This window comes from Rhizobium sp. FG96, assembly GCF_057808655.1.
In genome coordinates, this window is sequence record NZ_JBMDIL010000001.1 from 114,061 (window position 1) to 131,919 (window position 17,859).

The window sequence follows — 17,859 nt, forward strand, 5'->3', positions numbered from 1 at the left end:
TGGGCCGCCGCCACGAGGTGCCGGCCCTGCCTTCGTGCTCTGCCAAAATGCGCCGTGGCGCCCGCCTGTTAGGCGGCGTAGCGGCGCAGAACCAGCGATGCGTTGGTACCGCCGAATCCGAAGGAATTCGACAGTGCCACATTGATTTCCCGCTGACGAGCCTTGTGCGGAACGAGATCGATGGCCGTTTCGCGCTCGGGGTTGTCGAGGTTCAGCGTCGGCGGGGCGACGTTGTCGCGGATCGCCAGCGTCGTGAAGATCGCTTCGATAGCGCCTGCGGCACCGAGAAGGTGACCCGTTGCCGACTTGGTGGACGACATCGAGATCTTCGAAGCGGCATTGCCGACGAGGCGCTCGACGGCGCCGAGCTCGATCGTGTCGGCCATGGTCGAGGTGCCGTGGGCGTTGATGTAGTCGATATCGGCAGGCGTCAGGCCGGCGCGCTTCAGCGCCATCGCCATGCAGCGCTGTGCGCCTTCGCCGTCTTCCGACGGTGCGGTGATGTGATAGGCGTCGCCCGACAGACCATAGCCGACGACTTCGGCATAGATCTTGGCGCCGCGCGCCAGCGCATGTTCCAGCTCTTCGAGAACGACGATGCCGGCGCCCTCGCCCATGACGAAGCCGTCACGGTCCTTGTCGTAGGGACGCGAAGCCTTGGTCGGGTCGTCGTTGTGCTGGGTCGACAGCGCCTTGCAGGCGGCAAAGCCCGCGAGCGAAATGCGGCTGACCGGGGATTCGGTACCGCCGGCAACCATGACATCGGCATCGCCGAGTGCGATCAGACGGGCAGCATCGCCGATGGCGTGCGCGCCGGTCGAGCAGGCGGTAACGACGGAGTGGTTCGGGCCGCGCAGCTTGTGGCGGATCGATACCTGGCCGGAGACCAGGTTGATCAGGCGGCCGGGAATGAAGAATGGAGAGATGCGGCGCGGGCCCTTGTCGCGCAGCGTATAGCCCGCCTCGACGATGCCCTCGATGCCGCCGATGCCGGAACCGATCAGCACGCCGGTGGCGATCTGGTCCTCGTCGGTCTGCGGATGCCAGTTTGCATCCTTCAGCGCCATGTCGGCGGCAGCCATGCCGTAGATGATGAAGGGATCGACCTTGCGCTGTTCCTTGGGCTCCATCCAGTCATCGGGATTGAAGGTGCCTTCGGTGCCGTCACCGACGGGGATGCGGCAGGCGATCTTGGCGGGAAGATCTTCGACTTCGAACTCGGTTACGAGGCGGGCACCGTTCTTGCCTTCGAGCAGACGCTTCCAGGTGATTTCAGTTCCGCATCCCAAGGGTGATACCATACCGGTACCGGTGATAACGACCCGTCTCATCGAGTGTCCCCGCCTATAGTCTTCTTGAAATTGGGCTTAGCCCCAAATGAAAAGGGCGGACTCGTGGCCCGCCCTTTGAAAATCGCTCAGGATTAAGCCTGGGCCTTTTCGATGAACTTGACTGCGTCGCCGACGGTCAGGATAGAGTCAGCTGCGTCGTCAGGAATTTCAACGCCGAATTCTTCTTCGAACGCCATGACCAGTTCGACGGTGTCGAGCGAGTCTGCGCCCAGATCGTCGATAAAGCTTGCGCCTTCGACAACCTTGTCGGCATCGACGCCAAGATGATCAATAACAATTTTCTTTACGCGTTCTGCGATATCGCTCATGTCGGTTTCCTCGACCTTATGTCCTGATCAGAGTGCCTTCTGGCACCCCTACCCTGTTTCAGCCTACGGCGCCCTCTCGACGCCTTCAGCAAACTCGTTGGCCCGGCTTCCAGGTGTACCATGCTGGCTCAAAGCCTGCCGGTTCGCCTTGTTTCTCGGGACGACTGTTCACAGTCATTGGCCCGCTTAACACGGTTTATGTCTGCCGCAAAGCCAGAAAATCAACCCCGCCAGATTGGTCAACACGCTATTGACGTGAAAAACGGTGACGGGGCCGGTTTCCTGTTTCAGATCATGGCCATGCCGCCGTTTACGTGCAGCGTCTGGCCCGTCATGTAGGCTGCTTCGTTGGAAGCGAGATAGGCAACGGCAGAGGCAACTTCGGCGCCCGTGCCCATGCGCTTCATCGGGATCGCGCCCATGATCGCGTCCTTCTGCTTATCGTTCAGCTTGCCGGTCATGGCAGACTCGATGAAGCCGGGGGCGACGCAGTTGACAGTCACGTTGCGGGTGGCGATCTCCTGCGCCAGCGACTTAGTGAAGCCGATCATGCCGGCCTTGGAAGCACAGTAGTTTGCCTGGCCCGGATTGCCGGTGACGCCGACGATCGACGTGATGTTGATGATGCGGCCGAAGCGGCGACGCATCATCGGATGGGTCAGCTCGCGGGTCAGCAGGAACATCGAGGTCAGGTTGACTTCGATGACGGCATCCCAGTCCTCGTCGCTCATGCGAACGAAGAGGCCATCCTTGGTGATGCCGGCATTGTTGACGAGAATGTCGACGCCGCCGAGCTCTTCTTCGGCCTTGGCGCCGAGCGCCTTGACTTCGTCACGGTTCGACAGGTTCGCCGGGAAGATCTTGACGCGGTCGCCGAGATCGGCGGCCAGCGCTTCGAGCTTTTCGACGCGCGTGCCGTGCAGGCCGACGATGGCGCCCTGATTGTGGAGGATGCGGGCGATTTCCTCGCCGATGCCGCCGGATGCGCCTGTGACGAGAGCCTTGCGGCCGGTAAGATCGAGCATGGATGCGTTCCTTATGTCTGGTGGGGCCGATCAGGCCATGAGGGCGGCGACGGCTGCGTCGATATCGGCGGCCGTATTGACTGCAATGCCATTGACCGTCTTGTCGATGCGGCGCGCGAGGCCCGTCAGCACCTTGCCGGAGCCGAGCTCGTAGAGCGTCGTGACGTTATTTGCGGCGAACCATTCGACCGTCTCGCGCCAACGGACCTGGCCGGTGACCTGCTCGACGAGAAGCTTGGCAATCTCGTCTGCATCGCTGACCGGTGCAGCGCGGACATTGGCGATGACGGGAACGATCGGATTGGACTTGGCAACGCCGGCGAGCGCTTCGCGCATCGCGTCTGCCGCAGGCGCCATCAGCTTCGAATGGAAGGGCGCGGAGACCGGCAGCAGGATGGCGCGCTTGGCGCCCTTGTCGGTCGCGAGCGCTGCAGCCTTTTCGACGGCTGCCTTTTCGCCCGAGATGACCAGCTGGCCGCCGCCATTGTCGTTGGCGATCTGGACAGAACCGAGGGCGGATGCCTCTTCGCAGACGGCGATGACGTCAGCCTGTTCCAGGCCGATGATGGCGGCCATGGCGCCGACGCCAACCGGAACGGCTGCCTGCATGGCATTGCCGCGGATGCGCAGGAGACGGGCGGTATCGGCAAGCGAGAATGTGCCGGCGGCGCAGAGTGCCGAATATTCGCCGAGCGAATGGCCGGCGACATAGGAAACCTTGGACTTGAGATCGAGGCCCTTGGCCTGCAGTACGCGGATGACGGCCATGGAGACGGCCATCAGCGCCGGCTGGGCGTTTGCCGTCAGCGTCAGCGTCTCTTCGGGACCTTCGAACATGATGGAGGACAGCTTTTCGCCGAGCGCCTCGTCGACTTCATCGAATACCGCGCGGGCTTCAGCAAAGTTTTCGGCAAGCTCCTTGCCCATGCCGACAGCCTGACTGCCTTGGCCCGGAAATGTAAAAGCGACCGTCATTTCTATATCCCTATTATGTCATTTGGGCGATTTCGCCTCCAATTGACGTTCTTTCCTGAGGAGTCAATAGCCCGTTCGCGGTCTCCAGAGCCTTTTGCAGGTGCGAAAAACCGGGCTTTTTGCACTTGCGCTCGCCGAATTCGCACTTAAATTTGCGCCGCCCCAGCGCGGGTTCCGCCGCACACTTGCTTTCAAGGTTTTCCAATGAAGTTCAACAAATTAGGCCGTACAGACATATCGGTTTCGCAAATCTGCCTCGGCACCATGACCTGGGGCTCGCAGAACAGCGAGGCAGAAGCCCACGCGCAGATGGATTACGCCGTCGAAAAGGGCGTGAACTTCTTCGACACCGCCGAACTCTATCCGACGACGCCGCTTTCCTCGGAAACATATGGCCACACCGAAGAGTTCATCGGCAGCTGGTTCGCAAAGACCGGCAAGCGCAAGGACATCGTGCTGGCGACCAAGGTCGCCGGTCACGGGCGCTCCTACATCCGCGGCGGCGAAGGCGCCGATGCCAAGAACATCAAGCTTGCCGTCGAAGCCAGCCTCAAGCGCCTGAAGACCGACTATATCGACCTCTACCAGATCCACTGGCCGAACCGCGGCCACTTCCACTTCCGCCAGAACTGGCACTACGACCCCTTCAAGCAGGACCGCGCCAAGGCAGTCGCCAACATCCTCGATATCCTCGAGGCGACGGATATCCTGGTGAAGGAAGGCAAGGTGCGCGCGCTCGGTCTCTCCAACGAGACGACCTGGGGCATCCAGAAATACCTGACGCTCTCGGAGCAGAAAGGCCTGCCGCGCGTCGCCAGCGTCCAGAACGAGTATAACCTTCTCTACCGTCACTTCGATCTGGATCTCGCCGAACTCTCGCATCACGAAGATGTCGGCCTGCTCGCTTATTCGCCGCTCGCCGCCGGCATTCTCTCCGGCAAGTATCAGAGTGGCGTGAAGCCTGAGGGATCGCGCGCCTCGATCAACGGAGACCTCGGCGGCCGCCTGCAGCCGCTGCAGGAAGCACCGACCAAGGCCTATCTCGAGATTGCCGCCAACCACGGCCTCGACCCCTCGGCCATGGCACTCGCCTTCTGCCTCACCCGCCGCTTCATGGCCTCGGTGATCATCGGCGCGACGACGATGGAACAGCTGACGACCGATCTCAGCTCGGTCGATGTGAAGCTGTCGGGCGACGTGCTTGCCGAGATCGAGAAGGTCCACCGGCAGTATCCGATGCCGCTTTGATCATAGAGAAAGGCCGCGCGTCCGAAACGTGCGGCCAGCCCTTGCCTTCTGCCGAAAAATCCGTATAAGCGCCCCTGTTCGAAACCCGGTCTTCTGGCTGGTGGCTGAACGGAGGGCCGGTTTCCTTTAGGGGAATCGTTCGGAACGGAAGCGTTCCAGCCTCCCGTGTCTCCGCTCTCGACCGTCTCGGAAACGCTTTTCTTGCCTGGGTCCGCCCAATCAGGAGCAGTCGTTGAGGCTTAGCCGCCGAATACCGGGTTGACCAAACGCAAGAAAGGCAAAGCTGTCATGGCTCTTTATGAACATGTATTCCTTGCCCGGCAGGATATTTCCGCTCAGCAGGTCGACGCCCTCGTAGAACAGTACAAGGGTGTGATCGAAGCTAACGGCGGTAAGGTCGGGCGCGTCGAAAACTGGGGCCTCAAGTCCCTCACGTACCGCATCAAGAAGAACCGCAAGGCACATTACGTCCTCGTGGACATCGATGCACCGGCAGCTGCGATCCAGGAAATGGAACGTCAGATGCGCATCAGCGAAGACGTCCTGCGCTACATGACGATCGCTGTTGAAAAGCACGAAGAAGGCCCGTCTGCCATGATGCAGAAGCGCGACCGCGACGACCGCGGCCCGCGCGAAGGTGGCGACCGTGGCCCGCGCCGCGAGTTCGGTGACCGTCCGCCGCGCCGTGACGGCGACTTCCAGCGTGGCCCGCGTCCTGATCGCGCTCCCCGCGAAGACCGTGCATAAGGAGATATAAGAATGTCTGAAGCTTCCTCCGCTCCGGTCCGCCGCCCGTTCCATCGTCGTCGCAAGACTTGCCCCTTCTCTGGTGCAAACGCTCCGCGCATCGACTACAAGGACGTTCGTCTCCTGCAGCGCTACATTTCCGAGCGCGGCAAGATCGTTCCTTCCCGTATCACGGCTGTTTCGCAGAAGAAGCAGCGCGAACTCGCTCAGGCGATCAAGCGCGCCCGCTTCCTCGGCCTGCTGCCGTACGTCGTCGCCTAATCGGCTGACGAGACCAAATCGAGGGAAGGCAGCAATGCCTTCCCTTCTCCCTTTCGCGATGGGCGCGGATCGGAACTCTTAAAACCCATGTTGAGGCCTTTCTGAAACTGATTCAGAAAACGCCCTCTAACTGCTTGATGAAGCAGGACAGCGACCGTGAACAAACTGGACTTTAAAACGCTTTTGACCGGCGCCCTTGCCGGCATTACCGCCGCACTGCTGGTGCTCGGCGCGAGCGTTCAATTGTCGTTCAGCGCCGTCCTTTACGCGGCTTCCGCGCTTCCCATTCTTCTCGTCGGCCTCGGCTGGGGCAATGCTGCGGCCATCTCCGCCGTCGTGACTGCCGCCGTGCTCGGCGCCATCGCCATCTCGCCGACCTTCGCGCTGATGATGACGCTGGTGACGCTGCTGCCGGCCGGCTGGCTCAGCCATCTCGCCAATCTGGCGCGCCCCGCTTCCGAGCTCGGCGGTCCCGATCATCTGATGGCCTGGTATCCGCTGTCCGATATCCTGCTGCATCTCTGCGCACTCGTGACGCTCGCCGTCATCGTCACCGGCTTCATGATCGGCTACGGCCCGGATCTCGTCAGCCAGATGGTCGATGCGCTGTTCACGTCCTTTGCCCAGCAGCAGCCGGAAGTGAGCCTCGATCCGGCGGCGACGGCGCAGACCAAGTCGCTGCTGCTGCTGATGCTGCCAGCCATCCAGGGCGCCATGTGGGTGGTGCTCTTGTTTGCCGCCTATTACATCGCGACCCGCATCGTGAATGCTTCGGGCCGGGCGCTGCGTCCGCGCGAAGACATTCCGTCCGCGCTTCGGATGAATCGCAACTCGATTTTCGTCTTCCTCGCCGGTCTGGCTGCCACCTTCTTCGGCGGCGTTCCGGCGATGATCGGAGCAACCGTCGTCGGCACGTTCGGCGCCGGCTTCCTGCTTTCCGGCTTCGCCTCGCTGCATTTCCGCACGCGCGGCAAGGACTGGCGCCTGCCGGCGCTGATCCTTCTCTACCTGGCATCGCTCATCCTGATGCTGCCAGCCTTTTTCATCCTGGTCGTCGGCCTGTCCGATACGCGCAAAGCGATCGCATTGACCCCCAACAAGGATGCGGATGCCCCCAAACAAACAGATTCGAAAATCTAAGAAAGGAACTCTAACATGGACGTCATTCTCCTCGAACGTATCTCCAAGCTCGGCCAGATGGGCGAAACCGTAAAGGTTCGCGACGGCTTTGCTCGTAACTACCTCCTGCCGCTCGGCAAGGCTCTGCGCGCCAACGAAGCCAACAAGAAGCGCTTCGAAGCCGAGCGTGCAACGCTCGAAGCCCGTAACCTCGAGCGCAAGTCGGAAGCCCAGAAGGTTGCCGACGTTCTCGACGGCAAGTCCTTCATCGTCGTCCGTTCGGCTGGCGAAACCGGCCAGATGTACGGCTCGGTCGCTGCTCGCGACGTCGTCGACATCCTCGGCGCAGAAGGCTTCAACATCGGCCGCAACCAGGTTCACCTGAACACGCCGATCAAGGCAATCGGCCTGCACAAGGTTGAAATCCAGCTGCACTCTGAAGTCGAAATCCACGTCGAGCTTAACGTTGCCCGTTCGGCTGAAGAAGCTGAGCGCCAGGCCAAGGGCGAGACCCTGACCTCGGTCGACGCGATCTACGGCGTTGACGAAGACGCTCTGCGTCCGGAAGACTTCTTCGATCCGGAAGCTGACGGCCTCGACGAAGACGAAGCATAAGCTTCTCTCCGATACCGCATACGGAAAGCCCGGCCTCGTGCCGGGCTTTTTCGTTTCAGGGGCCTATTGGTTGTCGGCAACACTCTTCAGAGGTGCTGCGCTCTTGTCGATCCGCACCACGACCGAGAGGCCGGGCGACAGGTCCTTGGCCAGATCCTGCCCGGGATCGATGCTGATGCGCACGCCGACGCGCTGGGCGACCTTGGTGAAATTGCCGGTGGCGTTATCGGGCTTGATGACGGCGAATTCCGAGCCGGCGGCCGGCGAGAAGCGTTCGACGCGGCCAGTCAGCCGGTGATGGCCGAGCGCATCGACCGAGACAGAAACCGGCTGGCCGACCTGCATCCCATCGAGCTGGGTTTCCTTGAAATTGGCGATCACCCAGACGTCCTCGGGAACCACCGCCATCATCTGCGTGCCCAATGTGACGTATTGACCGATCCGCACGCCGATCTCCCCGAGATGGCCGTCGCGGGGTGCCACGACCGAGGTGTTCTGCAGGTCGATTTCGGCGAGCTGGACCGCCGCCTCAGCACCGGCGACATTGGCTTCCAGAGAGGCACGATTGACGATGATCGTCGCCAGGCTTTGCTTCGAGACTTCGAGGGCGGCCTGCGCCTGATTGAGCGCCGCCTTCGCCTGCTCGAGCGTCGCCTGGGCGGCTTCGGATTCACTGGCCGAAGCGATGCCGCGGTTGCTCAGATTATCGACGCGATCCCAGGCAAGCTGGGCACGCTTCAGCGCCGCGGTGGCGCTATCGATCTGCGCCTGGCTGGAGGCGATGTTGGCTTGTGCCGAGAGCTCCTGCTGGTGCGAATTGGCGAGCGAGGCCTTCTGACCATCGAGCGCGGCGCGCGACTGCGCCAGCTTCTGCGTATAGATGCGGTCGTCGATCTTGGCGAGGACCTGCCCCTGCTTCACATGCTCGTAGTCCTTGACCGGGACGTCGACGACATAGCCGCTGACCTGTGGGCTCATCAGCGTGACGTAGCCGCGGACATAGGCATTGTCCGTCGTTTCCACCGAGGTGACGAAGGGCGGCAGGCGCCAGGCATAGAGCACCAGCAGGATGCCGGCGGCACCGGCGATCAGCACGATCAGAGAGGTGGGCGAGCGGAGGGATTTGAACATGCGAGTGGGGCCTCTGGCTCAGGATTGCGCAAGGACGGCCTCCGGCCCGTTCTGCCAGGGCCGGCGCTTCCATGCGAGATGGAGAAGAAGGACGACGAGACCTGCCAGGCAGGACAGGAAGATCACGTAGAAGGCGTCGTTATAGGCGAGCACATAGGCTTCCCGTGTCACCTGCTGGCTGAGCAGCGAGAGGCCCTCGGCATTCAGCAGCGCCTTGTCGGTGATGACCTTGCCGTAGGCGGCCGAAAGCTGGGAGACGCGCTGGGCGACGATCGGGTCCGTCAGCAGGATATGTTCGACGAGAACGTTGGAATGAAACTTCTCGCGGATGACGACGAAAGTGCCGAGCACCGACGAGGCAAAGAGCGAGCCGATCGACTGGGTGAACAGGAAGATCACCAGGAAATTGACGATATAGGGCATGCCCTTGGCGAGGACGGCCGCAAAGCCCTTGGACATGACCGGCGGCAGGAACATCGCTGCACCGGCCGCGACCATGGCCTGGCTCAGGTACATTTCCGGCGGCCGCGTCAGGCTGGTGGACTGGCTGTCGATATAGGCGCCCGCCGCGATGAGGATCAGCGCCAGCACATGCGCGGTCTCCACATAGCGCGTCATCATCAAATAGGCGCAGAACAGGCCGCCCGCGAGCGACGACAAGAGGATGATCGCATAGAGATGGATCGTCTGGTCGTTGAGCAGGCCGAGCTGCTGATAGAAATTCGCAGCCGTCGTCGATTGCTCCGAGGAGACGAAGCGGAACAACAGCAGGAGACCGGCCATGCGCATGTTCGCGCCCGAGAAGACGAAGCGCAGGTCGAGCATCGGATTGGCGCGCGGCAGCTCGATCAGGAACATCAGCGTCAGCGCGCCGATCGAGACGGCAAGCACGATGCCAAGCCAGGATACTTCGAACCACCAGTAGAGCCGCCCGAGCGTCAGGACGACGGCCAGGCAGCCGAAGCTGATGGCGAGCAGCAGGTAGCTCAGGATATCGAGCCGCTGGATGACCTTGGCGCGCGGCGGCGCCGTGAGCGGCAGCAGGTAGATGACCGGCAGGGCAATCAGCGCCAGCCCCATCTCGAAGGTGTAAAGCGCGCTGTAGCCGCCGAGATCGAGCAGCGACGGCGAGATGATGCGGGCGATCGGCGCTGCAAACAGCGTGTTCATCAGCGCCAGACTGAGGCCCACCGAGAGCTTCTTCTCCGGCGGGAAGGCTTCCAGCATGTAAAGGAAGCCGAGCGTCGAGAGTGGGGCGGCGGCCATGCCGCTCAAGGCGCGCACGACGATTGCCGAATGCAGATCGGTGATCAGCAGGTTCATCATCGAGGCGAAGAGGAAGCAGATGATGCTGAACTCGGCAAAGCGGCGCAGGCCATATTGCGTGCGGATCTTGAAGAGCGCGATGGCAAGGCTGGCATAGGGCGCCATATAGGCGGCGGACAGCCAGGACACTTCGATCGTGGTCGCCGAGAACGAGCCCTGCAGCTGGTAGATATTGGCGGTGATCAGGTTCATTCCCAACCCCTGCGTCAGGAAGAACAGCACCGAGGAGGCCATGTAGAGCGGCACCTTCCAGCGCGCCAGCGGTACCGGCAAGGGCGGCGCTGCGGGCGGCGGCGTGACGGCCTCTTCCTCGCCCTTGCGGGCGGCTACAGCATTGTCATTTGCTGTCTCGGCGAGGCTCATTCACGCGTCCTCATTGTCCGCGAACGGCCGCCAGGTTCGCCTGCATCGCGCGGATAACATTCAAGGTAGTCCGGAGATCGCTTTCGGGAATACCGGCGATGATCTGGCCGCGTACTTCCTCCGCAAGACCCTCGACTTCGGCGGCGACCACCCTGCCCGCGTCGGTCATGTAAATCTCCTTGGCGCGGCGGTCGGAACCCGCAACGCGGCGCTCGACATAGCCCTGCCCTTCCATCGCATCGAGGATTCGCACGAGCGTCGGGGTTTCGAGCTCGAGGCGGTCTGCGAGCTCGCGTTGGTTGATGCCGTCCTTCTTGTTGAGATTGAAGAACACCCGGGCGCGCGGCAGCGTCATGTTGCGTTCCCTGACCCTGGCATCGAAAGTCGCTCTCAGCTTGCGGGTGAAGGCAGCAATGTCTTCGATCAATTCGCGGCCGAGCAGCTTATTCGCCATAGATTCCAGTCCAGTTAGTTAGTGTGCTAATTATATTATTACTATCTAAAGCAGATTTGGCATTTTTTCAAGTGCTAACTCGGATGGCTTACGGGTAAAATAGCCATCAGTAAAAATGCAGGCTGAGTCGCAGCCAGGCCCGTGTCCCCAAGGTGACACGATAGCATTTTTTGTCCACAGGCTTTGAAGCGCTGTGGACAAGTCGAACAACGTGCAAAGCGCAGTGGATTTTGAAGACCGGCAGGCGCTGTTGCCGCCATGCACTTGCATTTGCAGGTGGCAGTCTTCAAATCCGGGATAGAAACGACAGAACGGATGACGATGAACGACGCCGCGCGAAAGATTGCCGCCGTTGCTCCTGCCGAGCAGCATTACCGCGAAGCACCCAACAATATCGAAGCGGAGCAGGCGCTTCTGGGTGCTATCCTGATGAACAACGACGCCTATTACCGGGTGTCCGACTTCCTCAAGCCGATCCATCTCTATGAGCCGCTGCACCGGAAGATCTTCGAGGTCGCCGGCGATATCATCCGCATGGGCAAGATCGCCAATCCGGTGACGATCAAGACCTTCCTGAAGGCCGACGAGAAGGTCGGCGACATGACGGTGTCGGAATATCTCGCCCGCCTCGCCCGCGAGGCCGTCACCATCATCAACGCCGAGGACTATGGCCGGGCGATCTACGATCTGGCGCTGCGCCGCGCGCTGATCACCATCGGCGAGGACGTCGTTAACATCGCCTATGACGCGCCGCTCGACATGCCGCCGCAGGCGCAGATCGAAGACACCGAACGCCGGCTGTTCGAGCTCGCCGAAAACGGCCGCTACGACGGCGGCTTCCAGTCGTTCAACGACGCCGTGGCGCTGGCGATCGACATGGCTGCCGTCGCCAAGGAGCGCGATGGCGGTCTTTCCGGCATCTCCACCGGCATCCATTCGCTCGACGGCAAGATGGGCGGCCTGCAGCGCTCCGACTTGATCGTGCTCGCCGGACGTCCGGGTATGGGCAAGACCTCGCTCGCCACCAACATCGCCTATAACATCGCCGCCGCCTATGAAGGCGAAGTGCAGGCGGACGGAAGTTTCAAGGCGAAGCAAGGCGGCGTCGTCGGCTTCTACTCGCTCGAAATGTCGTCCGAACAACTCGCCACGCGTATCATCTCCGAGCAGACGGAAGTCTCTTCCTCGAAGATCCGCCGCGGCGACATCAACGATGCCGATTTCGAAAAGCTGGTCGCCTGCTCGATGATGATGCAGAAGGTGCCGCTTTATATCGACCAGACCGGTGGTATCTCGATCGCCCAGCTTTCGGCGCGCGCCCGCCGCCTGAAGCGCCAGCGCGGCCTCGACTGCCTCGTGGTGGACTATATCCAGCTGATGACCGGCGCCGGCAAGGGCGACAACCGTGTTCAGGAAATCACCCAGATCACCACCGGCCTGAAGGCGCTCGGCAAGGAACTCAACGTTCCCATCATCGCCCTTTCGCAGCTGTCGCGTCAGGTCGAAAGCCGCGACGACAAGCGCCCGCAGCTCTCCGACCTTCGTGAATCGGGCTCGATCGAGCAGGACGCGGACGTCGTGCTCTTCGTGTTCCGCGAGGAATATTACGTCAAGAACCTCGAGCCGCGCGATCCCGCCGATCCGAAATATGCGGAATGGGAAGCGCTGTTCGAAAAGGTCAAGGGCACGGCCGACGTCATCATCGCCAAGCAGCGCCACGGACCGACCGGCACCGTCAAGCTCGCCTTCCAGTCGGAGTTCACCCGCTTCGCCGACCTCGCCGAGCCGTCGTTTACGCAGTACGAAGAACACTGATCAGCATTGCTGCAATTTGACACCGAGCCCTCATGTTGGCATTATCGCCAACATGAGGGCTCAATTGCTTTACCGTTCGAAACGAATGCTGTCGGACGGGGCCATCGTCGAGATGGTCATTTGGCAGATCCCGCAGCCTCTGCCGGGAAGCCTGCACGGCTACAAGTACAGCCTATTCTACGGCTATCCGGGAAAACGGGTCGTCGGTTACGACAACGAAAGAGGCAAAGGCGATCACAGGCACTTCGGCGAGCGGGAAGAGCGCTACCAGTTCACGACCGTCGACAAGCTGATCGAAGATTTTCTGAGAGACGTCGAGGTAAGGAGGCAAAGCCGCCGATGACCACCGCCACGATCCGAATTCAACGCGATGACGACGCCGCCCTGAGCGAGGCCGCCAAGGGATTTGCGGCTGCATGGACGTCCGGCGACGAGCAGGAGCACCTCTTCAGCTTCGCCTCGCCCGAGCAGCTTTTCAGCGTATTGACGCCCAAGCGGTGGACACTGATCGAGACTTTGCAGAAGCTCGGGCCTTCGACCTATCGGGGATTGGCCTCCGCGCTCTCCCGCGATGTGAAGCGGGTGCACGAGGACACCGTATCGCTCATCGAATGGGGTCTCGTGGAAATCAATGACGAAGGGCGAATTCATGTGCCTTACGACGTCATCCACGCGGATTTCGACCTGCGTAGCGTCGCCTGACAAGAATGACATTGCTGCAATGCAGCGACGGGCTTCCCCTCGCAGGTCATGAGCTTTAGACTGGCCGGAGACTCCTCTCCGGCCTTTATTTTTGATGTGTGCGATGACCGATATTTCCGACGCCTTCGAAGACGATCATTTTGAATCCGCGGGACTGCGGCTGACGGTGGATCTCTCCGCCCTCGCCCAGAACTGGCAGGACATGGCGCGGCGTTCTGGAAAGGCGCGCACCTCGGCCGTCGTCAAGGCGGATGCCTATGGCATGGGGATCGAGGATTCCGGCGAGGCGCTCTATATGGCGGGCGCGCGCGACTTCTTCGTCGCGACCGTCGACGAGGGCGTGACACTGCGGCTCTATGCGCCCGACGCGCGGATCTTCGTGCTGTCGGGTATCTGGCCCGGAACCGAGCGGCGTTTCTTCGAAAACGATCTGGTGCCCGTCATCTCGTCCGAGGAGCAGCTCGCCTTCTGGATGGCGGTGCTTTCCGACTATGGCGATTACCCCTGCGCGCTGCATGTCGATACCGGCTTCAACCGGCTCGGCCTTCACATCGACGAGGCGCTGGCGCTTGCCGACGACGTCTCGCGCCCAGCGAGCTTTGCGCCGGTGCTGGTGATGAGCCATCTTGCCTGCGGCGACGATCAGCTGTCGCCGATGAACAAGCAGCAGCTTGAATCATTCCGCAGGGTTACCGCCGCCTATGAAGGTATCGAATCAAGCCTTGCGGCCTCCGCCGGTGTGTTTCTCGGCGACGCCTATCATTTCGACCTGACGCGCCCGGGCATTGCCATCTATGGCGCCGAGGCCGTCCACGGCATGAAGAACCCGATGCGCCCTGTCGCCACCGCCGAAGCCCGGGTGATCCAGGTCAAGACGGTGCGCGCTGGCGAATCCGTCAGCTATGGGCGGGCGCTGAAGCTGACGCGCGACAGCCGCCTGGCGATCGTTGCCGCCGGTTATGCCGACGGCTACATGCGCAGCCAGTCGAGCGGCGGGGTGCCGTTGCGCAATGCGCTGCCGCAGGGCGGTCAGGGCTTCTTCGAGGGATATCACGTTCCGGTCGCCGGCCGCATCACCATGGACCTGACGATCTTCGACGTCACCGAACTGCCCGAAAACCTGATCCGCGCCGGCGATTACATCGAGCTCTTCGGCAAGAACATCCTCGTCGACGATGCGGCACGCGCCGCCGGCACGATCGGCTACGAGATGCTGACGAGCATCGGGCTGCGGCACGAGCGGAAATACGTGGTCGACGAGGAATAGGTCTCAGCGCGTCGTCAGCGCCAGCCGAACCCCGAGAGCGACGAGCAGCGCGCCGAGACCGCGATCGAGCCACAGGCCGATCTTGCGGTTGCCCTTGACGAGTTCGGCGAGCCTGCCGCCCGCCAAGATCAGCGGCGGCTCGATGAAGACGGCGACGACGACGATCAGCAGGCCGTGCACGGCAAGCTGCAGCCAGACCGGGCCTGCACCCTCGACGACGAATTGCGGCAGGAAGGCCAAAAAGAAGATCGCCACCTTCGGATTGAGCAGCGACACGAGCACGCCCTGCCGGTAGATCCTCTGCCAACTCATCGTCTCTGCCGCAGCCTTGACGAAACCGCCCCCACCGCCCGACCGCAGCGCCTGGATGCCGAGCCAGACCAGATAGGCCGCACCCGCCCACTTCACCGCCGAGAAGGTGAAGGCCGACGCGGCAAGCACTGCCGACAGCCCGAAGGCTGCAAAGAGCACATGCATGAAGGCGCCGGTCCAGACGCCGAAGACCGCCGAAAACCCGGCCCGCGTGCCGCTCTTGATCGTATGGCCGAGAATGAACGCCATATCCGGACCCGGCGACAGGTTCAGAAGCACGGCGGCGGTCAGGAAGGTGATCCAGTGGGCAAGCGAATAATCGAGCATGGGCAATGTTCCTATGAATATACAACGCAGCCTGCCACTGCGGCTGATGATAGGAAAATCACTAGTTTTGATTGATGCGCCCAGGCGCAATGGACGGGCGGCCACTCTTGACGAGCGGCCACCCCAATTCGGCTACTCTTCGTCGGAGCCGCCGTCTCCGCTGTCTCCGTCGTCACCGTCGCCGTCATCAGCGCTATCGTCGCTGTCGTCGGCTTCATCGGCGCTGGTCTCTTCGTCCGTCGCCGATTCCTCCTGCGTCATCGCTTCCTCGACGGTGGTCTCTTCGCTCTCGTAGGACGACTCGATGGTCTCCGTTTCCTCGGAGACATATTCCGAGTAGGAGAACGAGGCATCCGACGTGTCGCTTTCCCACGTCGCCACCTCGGTCACCGAGACGGCTTCGCTGTAGGATTCCATAGTGATGACGGCGGCAACGGCCACAGGCGTGCCGTCCCGCTGAAGGGAAAGCGCAATATCCGAATGACCGGCCTTCAGGTCGCGTCTGACCGCGACATCGACGTCGACAGGCTTATGAACCTTATGGCCATGAACCTCGGAGAGAACGTCGCCCGGCTTGATCCCTTGCTTGTCGGCAACACCACCCGGCTTGACGGAAAGAACCAGCACACCATGCTCTCCCTTGGCGAGCTTGAACTTCTTGGCGACGGCCTTGTTGACCGGCAGCAGAAGCGCATCCAGAGCCTTGGAAATGGCAGGTGCCGGCATTCCGTCTGCAGGGGGCGTTGCAGCGGCTGCGGGATATATTGCGAGCGGCGAAGCGATGTTCGCGGCAATCACCAGCGCGCGAACAGCAAGGTAGGTATTTCTCAAGTCAATCTCCACCGTAGATGCGAGCCGGCCGATGCCGTCTCCGCGTGTCATAAATGGCCCTCTCTCATTAAGAATTTGCCAATAGATCAGCAGATCATGAAACTAAAGTCGCATGCGCGTGTGCTGCTTGCGCCGCGTGCCTATCCCCTGTTGCGTCGGAGCAAGAACGGACCGACATATGGATGAAAGAGCGAATCATCCGCGACCGGATGATGCCGCCAACTCCAGCATCGAAAGTCCAACCTGATGGCGAAGGCCAGAACTCAATTCACCTGCCAGAACTGCGGCACGGTCCATAACCGCTGGGCCGGGAAGTGCGAAGGCTGCGGCGAGTGGAACACCATCGTCGAGGAAGATCCGATGGGCGGCATCGGCGGCGGACCGGCCAAGACGCCGAAGAAGGGACGTCCCGTTGCCCTGACCGCGCTCTCGGGCGAGATCGAGGAAGCGCCGCGCATCCATACCGGCATTTCCGAGCTCGACCGGGCGCTCGGCGGCGGCTTCGTGCGCGGGTCGGCCGTGCTCGTCGGCGGCGATCCCGGCATCGGCAAGTCGACGCTGCTTATGCAGGCCGCCGCCGCGCTCTCGCGCCGCGGCCACAAGATCATCTATGTCTCGGGTGAAGAGGCCGTTGCTCAGGTGCGCCTGCGCGCGCAACGGCTGAGTGCGGCCGATACCGACGTGATGCTGGCCGCCGAAACCAATGTCGAGGACATCCTCGCGACGCTTGCCGAGGGAAAACGCCCCGATCTCGTCATCATCGATTCCATCCAGACGCTGTGGAGCGATCTGGCGGAATCGGCGCCGGGCACCGTCACCCAGGTCAGGACCGGCGTGCAGGCGATGATCCGTTTTGCCAAGCAGACGGGTGCTGCCATGGTGCTCGTCGGCCACGTCACAAAGGACGGCCAGATCGCCGGTCCGCGCGTCGTCGAGCACATGGTCGATGCCGTCCTGTATTTCGAAGGCGACCGCGGCCACCACTATCGCATCCTGCGCACCGTCAAGAACCGCTTCGGTCCGACCGACGAGATCGGCGTCTTCGAAATGTCCGACAAGGGGCTGCGCGAAGTCGCCAACCCTTCCGAGCTGTTCCTCGGCGAGCGCAACGAGAAATCCCCGGGTGCGGCGGTGTTCGCCGGCATGGAGGGCACGCGGCCGATCCTCGTCGAAGTGCAGGCGCTGGTGGCGCCGACCTCGCTCGGCACGCCGCGGCGCGCCATCGTCGGCTGGGACTCGGCGCGGCTTTCGATGATCCTTGCCGTGCTCGAAGCCCATTGCGGCGTGAAGCTCGGTCAACACGACGTCTACCTCAACATCGCCGGCGGCTACCGGATCTCCGAGCCGGCAGCCGATCTGGCCGTCGCTTCGGCTCTTGTTTCCTCGCTTGCCGGTATTGCTCTCCCGGCCGATTGCGTCTATTTCGGCGAAGTCAGCCTGTCGGGGGCCGTCCGACCGGTTGCGCACACTGCCCAGCGCCTCAAAGAAGCCGAGAAGCTGGGATTTTCTGCAGCGCTGCTTCCAACAGCGACCGCCGATCTGCCGAAGGGCACCGGGGGACGCTGGAACGAGATAGAGAGCCTGCCGGACCTGGTGGCGCGCATCGCCGGATCGAAGGGTGCGTTACGACGTGTGGAAGACGACGGTTGATCCTTTCATTGCCGTAAACGGTAGTGATATA

19 protein-coding genes are annotated in these 17,859 nt (G+C 61.9%); 10 read left to right on the forward strand and 9 right to left on the reverse strand.

What is annotated here, in order from left to right; all coding sequences use genetic code 11:
• Positions 1-68: 68 nt before the first annotated feature.
• The 4 genes from fabF to fabD form a co-directional block, all read right to left on the reverse strand.
• Complete coding sequence (fabF, locus tag ACODR6_RS00580) at positions 69-1,331, reverse strand: beta-ketoacyl-ACP synthase II (protein ID WP_112719528.1); 1,263 nt, start codon at positions 1,329-1,331, stop codon at positions 69-71.
• 92 nt (positions 1,332-1,423) lie between these two features.
• Complete coding sequence (locus tag ACODR6_RS00585) at positions 1,424-1,660, reverse strand: acyl carrier protein (protein ID WP_003502080.1); 237 nt, start codon at positions 1,658-1,660, stop codon at positions 1,424-1,426.
• A gap of 287 nt (positions 1,661-1,947) precedes the next feature.
• Positions 1,948-2,685 carry a 3-oxoacyl-[acyl-carrier-protein] reductase gene (fabG, locus tag ACODR6_RS00590; RefSeq protein ID WP_489020030.1) on the reverse strand — a complete coding sequence of 246 codons (738 nt, stop codon included), beginning with the start codon at positions 2,683-2,685 and terminating at the stop codon, positions 1,948-1,950.
• Positions 2,686-2,715: 30 nt separating this feature from the next.
• A complete protein-coding gene (gene fabD / locus ACODR6_RS00595) occupies positions 2,716-3,660 on the reverse strand; it encodes an ACP S-malonyltransferase (protein ID WP_489020032.1) in 945 nt (314 codons plus the stop codon).
• Positions 3,661-3,864: 204 nt separating this feature from the next.
• Between fabD and ACODR6_RS00600 the strand changes: the two genes are divergently transcribed.
• The 5 genes from ACODR6_RS00600 (at position 3,865) to rplI (ending at position 7,650) form a co-directional block, all read left to right on the forward strand.
• Positions 3,865-4,908 (forward strand): aldo/keto reductase, encoded by a 1,044-nt coding sequence (locus ACODR6_RS00600; RefSeq protein ID WP_112719532.1) that lies wholly within the window; start codon positions 3,865-3,867, stop codon positions 4,906-4,908.
• A 288-nt stretch (positions 4,909-5,196) separates the two neighbouring features.
• Positions 5,197-5,655, forward strand: coding sequence for a 30S ribosomal protein S6 (rpsF, locus tag ACODR6_RS00605; protein WP_112719533.1), 459 nt, complete (start codon positions 5,197-5,199; stop codon positions 5,653-5,655).
• 12 nt (positions 5,656-5,667) lie between these two features.
• Positions 5,668-5,916 carry a 30S ribosomal protein S18 gene (gene rpsR / locus ACODR6_RS00610; RefSeq protein WP_004680498.1) on the forward strand — a complete coding sequence of 83 codons (249 nt, stop codon included), beginning with the start codon at positions 5,668-5,670 and terminating at the stop codon, positions 5,914-5,916.
• A gap of 156 nt (positions 5,917-6,072) precedes the next feature.
• Positions 6,073-7,056, forward strand: a complete 984-nt coding sequence (locus ACODR6_RS00615; protein ID WP_489020035.1) for a DUF2232 domain-containing protein — start codon at positions 6,073-6,075, stop codon at positions 7,054-7,056.
• Between the two features lie 15 nt (positions 7,057-7,071).
• Complete coding sequence (rplI, locus tag ACODR6_RS00620; RefSeq protein ID WP_112719535.1) at positions 7,072-7,650, forward strand: 50S ribosomal protein L9; 579 nt, start codon at positions 7,072-7,074, stop codon at positions 7,648-7,650.
• A gap of 63 nt (positions 7,651-7,713) precedes the next feature.
• Here the strand turns inward: rplI and ACODR6_RS00625 are convergent, their stop codons facing one another.
• The 3 genes from ACODR6_RS00625 to ACODR6_RS00635 are packed head-to-tail and all read right to left on the reverse strand — an operon-like array spanning position 7,714 to position 10,924.
• Positions 7,714-8,781 carry an HlyD family secretion protein gene (locus ACODR6_RS00625; RefSeq protein ID WP_489020038.1) on the reverse strand — a complete coding sequence of 356 codons (1,068 nt, stop codon included), beginning with the start codon at positions 8,779-8,781 and terminating at the stop codon, positions 7,714-7,716.
• An 18-nt stretch (positions 8,782-8,799) separates the two neighbouring features.
• A complete protein-coding gene (locus tag ACODR6_RS00630) occupies positions 8,800-10,470 on the reverse strand; it encodes an MFS transporter (RefSeq protein WP_112719537.1) in 1,671 nt (556 codons plus the stop codon).
• 10 nt (positions 10,471-10,480) lie between these two features.
• Complete coding sequence (locus tag ACODR6_RS00635) at positions 10,481-10,924, reverse strand: MarR family winged helix-turn-helix transcriptional regulator (RefSeq protein WP_112719538.1); 444 nt, start codon at positions 10,922-10,924, stop codon at positions 10,481-10,483.
• A 321-nt stretch (positions 10,925-11,245) separates the two neighbouring features.
• On the opposite strand from ACODR6_RS00635, the gene ACODR6_RS00640 reads away from it, so the two are divergent.
• The 4 genes from ACODR6_RS00640 to alr all read left to right on the forward strand — a co-directional run bounded on the left by ACODR6_RS00640 (position 11,246) and on the right by alr (position 14,708).
• Positions 11,246-12,739, forward strand: a complete 1,494-nt coding sequence (locus ACODR6_RS00640) for a replicative DNA helicase (RefSeq protein ID WP_112719675.1) — start codon at positions 11,246-11,248, stop codon at positions 12,737-12,739.
• Between the two features lie 64 nt (positions 12,740-12,803).
• Positions 12,804-13,082, forward strand: a complete 279-nt coding sequence (locus ACODR6_RS00645; RefSeq protein ID WP_354540976.1) for a toxin-antitoxin system TumE family protein — start codon at positions 12,804-12,806, stop codon at positions 13,080-13,082.
• Positions 13,079-13,441 (forward strand): HVO_A0114 family putative DNA-binding protein, encoded by a 363-nt coding sequence (locus tag ACODR6_RS00650; RefSeq protein WP_199628846.1) that lies wholly within the window; start codon positions 13,079-13,081, stop codon positions 13,439-13,441. The genes ACODR6_RS00645 and ACODR6_RS00650 overlap by 4 nt, the downstream gene beginning before the upstream one ends.
• A gap of 103 nt (positions 13,442-13,544) precedes the next feature.
• Positions 13,545-14,708 carry an alanine racemase gene (alr, locus tag ACODR6_RS00655; protein ID WP_489020041.1) on the forward strand — a complete coding sequence of 388 codons (1,164 nt, stop codon included), beginning with the start codon at positions 13,545-13,547 and terminating at the stop codon, positions 14,706-14,708.
• Positions 14,709-14,711: 3 nt separating this feature from the next.
• On the opposite strand, the gene ACODR6_RS00660 is transcribed toward alr, so the two are convergent.
• Both ACODR6_RS00660 and ACODR6_RS00665 read right to left on the reverse strand, forming a co-directional pair.
• Positions 14,712-15,347: a LysE family translocator gene (locus tag ACODR6_RS00660; RefSeq protein ID WP_489020043.1), complete on the reverse strand. Its 636-nt coding sequence runs from the start codon at positions 15,345-15,347 to the stop codon at positions 14,712-14,714.
• Positions 15,348-15,479: 132 nt separating this feature from the next.
• Positions 15,480-16,178 (reverse strand): PDZ domain-containing protein, encoded by a 699-nt coding sequence (locus ACODR6_RS00665; protein ID WP_489020045.1) that lies wholly within the window; start codon positions 16,176-16,178, stop codon positions 15,480-15,482.
• A 246-nt stretch (positions 16,179-16,424) separates the two neighbouring features.
• On the opposite strand from ACODR6_RS00665, the gene radA reads away from it, so the two are divergent.
• A complete protein-coding gene (gene radA / locus ACODR6_RS00670; RefSeq protein WP_112719543.1) occupies positions 16,425-17,828 on the forward strand; it encodes a DNA repair protein RadA in 1,404 nt (467 codons plus the stop codon).
• The last annotated feature ends 31 nt before the right edge of the window (positions 17,829-17,859 follow it).

What these genes read in the sequence shown, in the direction of transcription:
- ACODR6_RS00625 (WP_489020038.1), bottom strand. Translation starts at nt 8,781, where the DNA reads ATGTTCAAATCCCTCCGCTCGCCCACCTCTCTGATCGTGCTGATCGCC.
- ACODR6_RS00635 (WP_112719538.1), bottom strand. Translation starts at nt 10,924, where the DNA reads ATGGCGAATAAGCTGCTCGGCCGCGAATTGATCGAAGACATTGCTGCC.
- fabD (WP_489020032.1), bottom strand. Translation starts at nt 3,660, where the DNA reads ATGACGGTCGCTTTTACATTTCCGGGCCAAGGCAGTCAGGCTGTCGGC.
- ACODR6_RS00640 (WP_112719675.1), top strand. Translation starts at nt 11,246, where the DNA reads ATGAACGACGCCGCGCGAAAGATTGCCGCCGTTGCTCCTGCCGAGCAG.
- rpsR (WP_004680498.1), top strand. Translation starts at nt 5,668, where the DNA reads ATGTCTGAAGCTTCCTCCGCTCCGGTCCGCCGCCCGTTCCATCGTCGT.
- ACODR6_RS00630 (WP_112719537.1), bottom strand. Translation starts at nt 10,470, where the DNA reads ATGAGCCTCGCCGAGACAGCAAATGACAATGCTGTAGCCGCCCGCAAG.
- rplI (WP_112719535.1), top strand. Translation starts at nt 7,072, where the DNA reads ATGGACGTCATTCTCCTCGAACGTATCTCCAAGCTCGGCCAGATGGGC.
- ACODR6_RS00585 (WP_003502080.1), bottom strand. Translation starts at nt 1,660, where the DNA reads ATGAGCGATATCGCAGAACGCGTAAAGAAAATTGTTATTGATCATCTT.
- ACODR6_RS00600 (WP_112719532.1), top strand. Translation starts at nt 3,865, where the DNA reads ATGAAGTTCAACAAATTAGGCCGTACAGACATATCGGTTTCGCAAATC.
- fabF (WP_112719528.1), bottom strand. Translation starts at nt 1,331, where the DNA reads ATGAGACGGGTCGTTATCACCGGTACCGGTATGGTATCACCCTTGGGA.
- rpsF (WP_112719533.1), top strand. Translation starts at nt 5,197, where the DNA reads ATGGCTCTTTATGAACATGTATTCCTTGCCCGGCAGGATATTTCCGCT.
- fabG (WP_489020030.1), bottom strand. Translation starts at nt 2,685, where the DNA reads ATGCTCGATCTTACCGGCCGCAAGGCTCTCGTCACAGGCGCATCCGGC.
- radA (WP_112719543.1), top strand. Translation starts at nt 16,425, where the DNA reads ATGGCGAAGGCCAGAACTCAATTCACCTGCCAGAACTGCGGCACGGTC.
- alr (WP_489020041.1), top strand. Translation starts at nt 13,545, where the DNA reads ATGACCGATATTTCCGACGCCTTCGAAGACGATCATTTTGAATCCGCG.
- ACODR6_RS00650 (WP_199628846.1), top strand. Translation starts at nt 13,079, where the DNA reads ATGACCACCGCCACGATCCGAATTCAACGCGATGACGACGCCGCCCTG.
- ACODR6_RS00660 (WP_489020043.1), bottom strand. Translation starts at nt 15,347, where the DNA reads ATGCTCGATTATTCGCTTGCCCACTGGATCACCTTCCTGACCGCCGCC.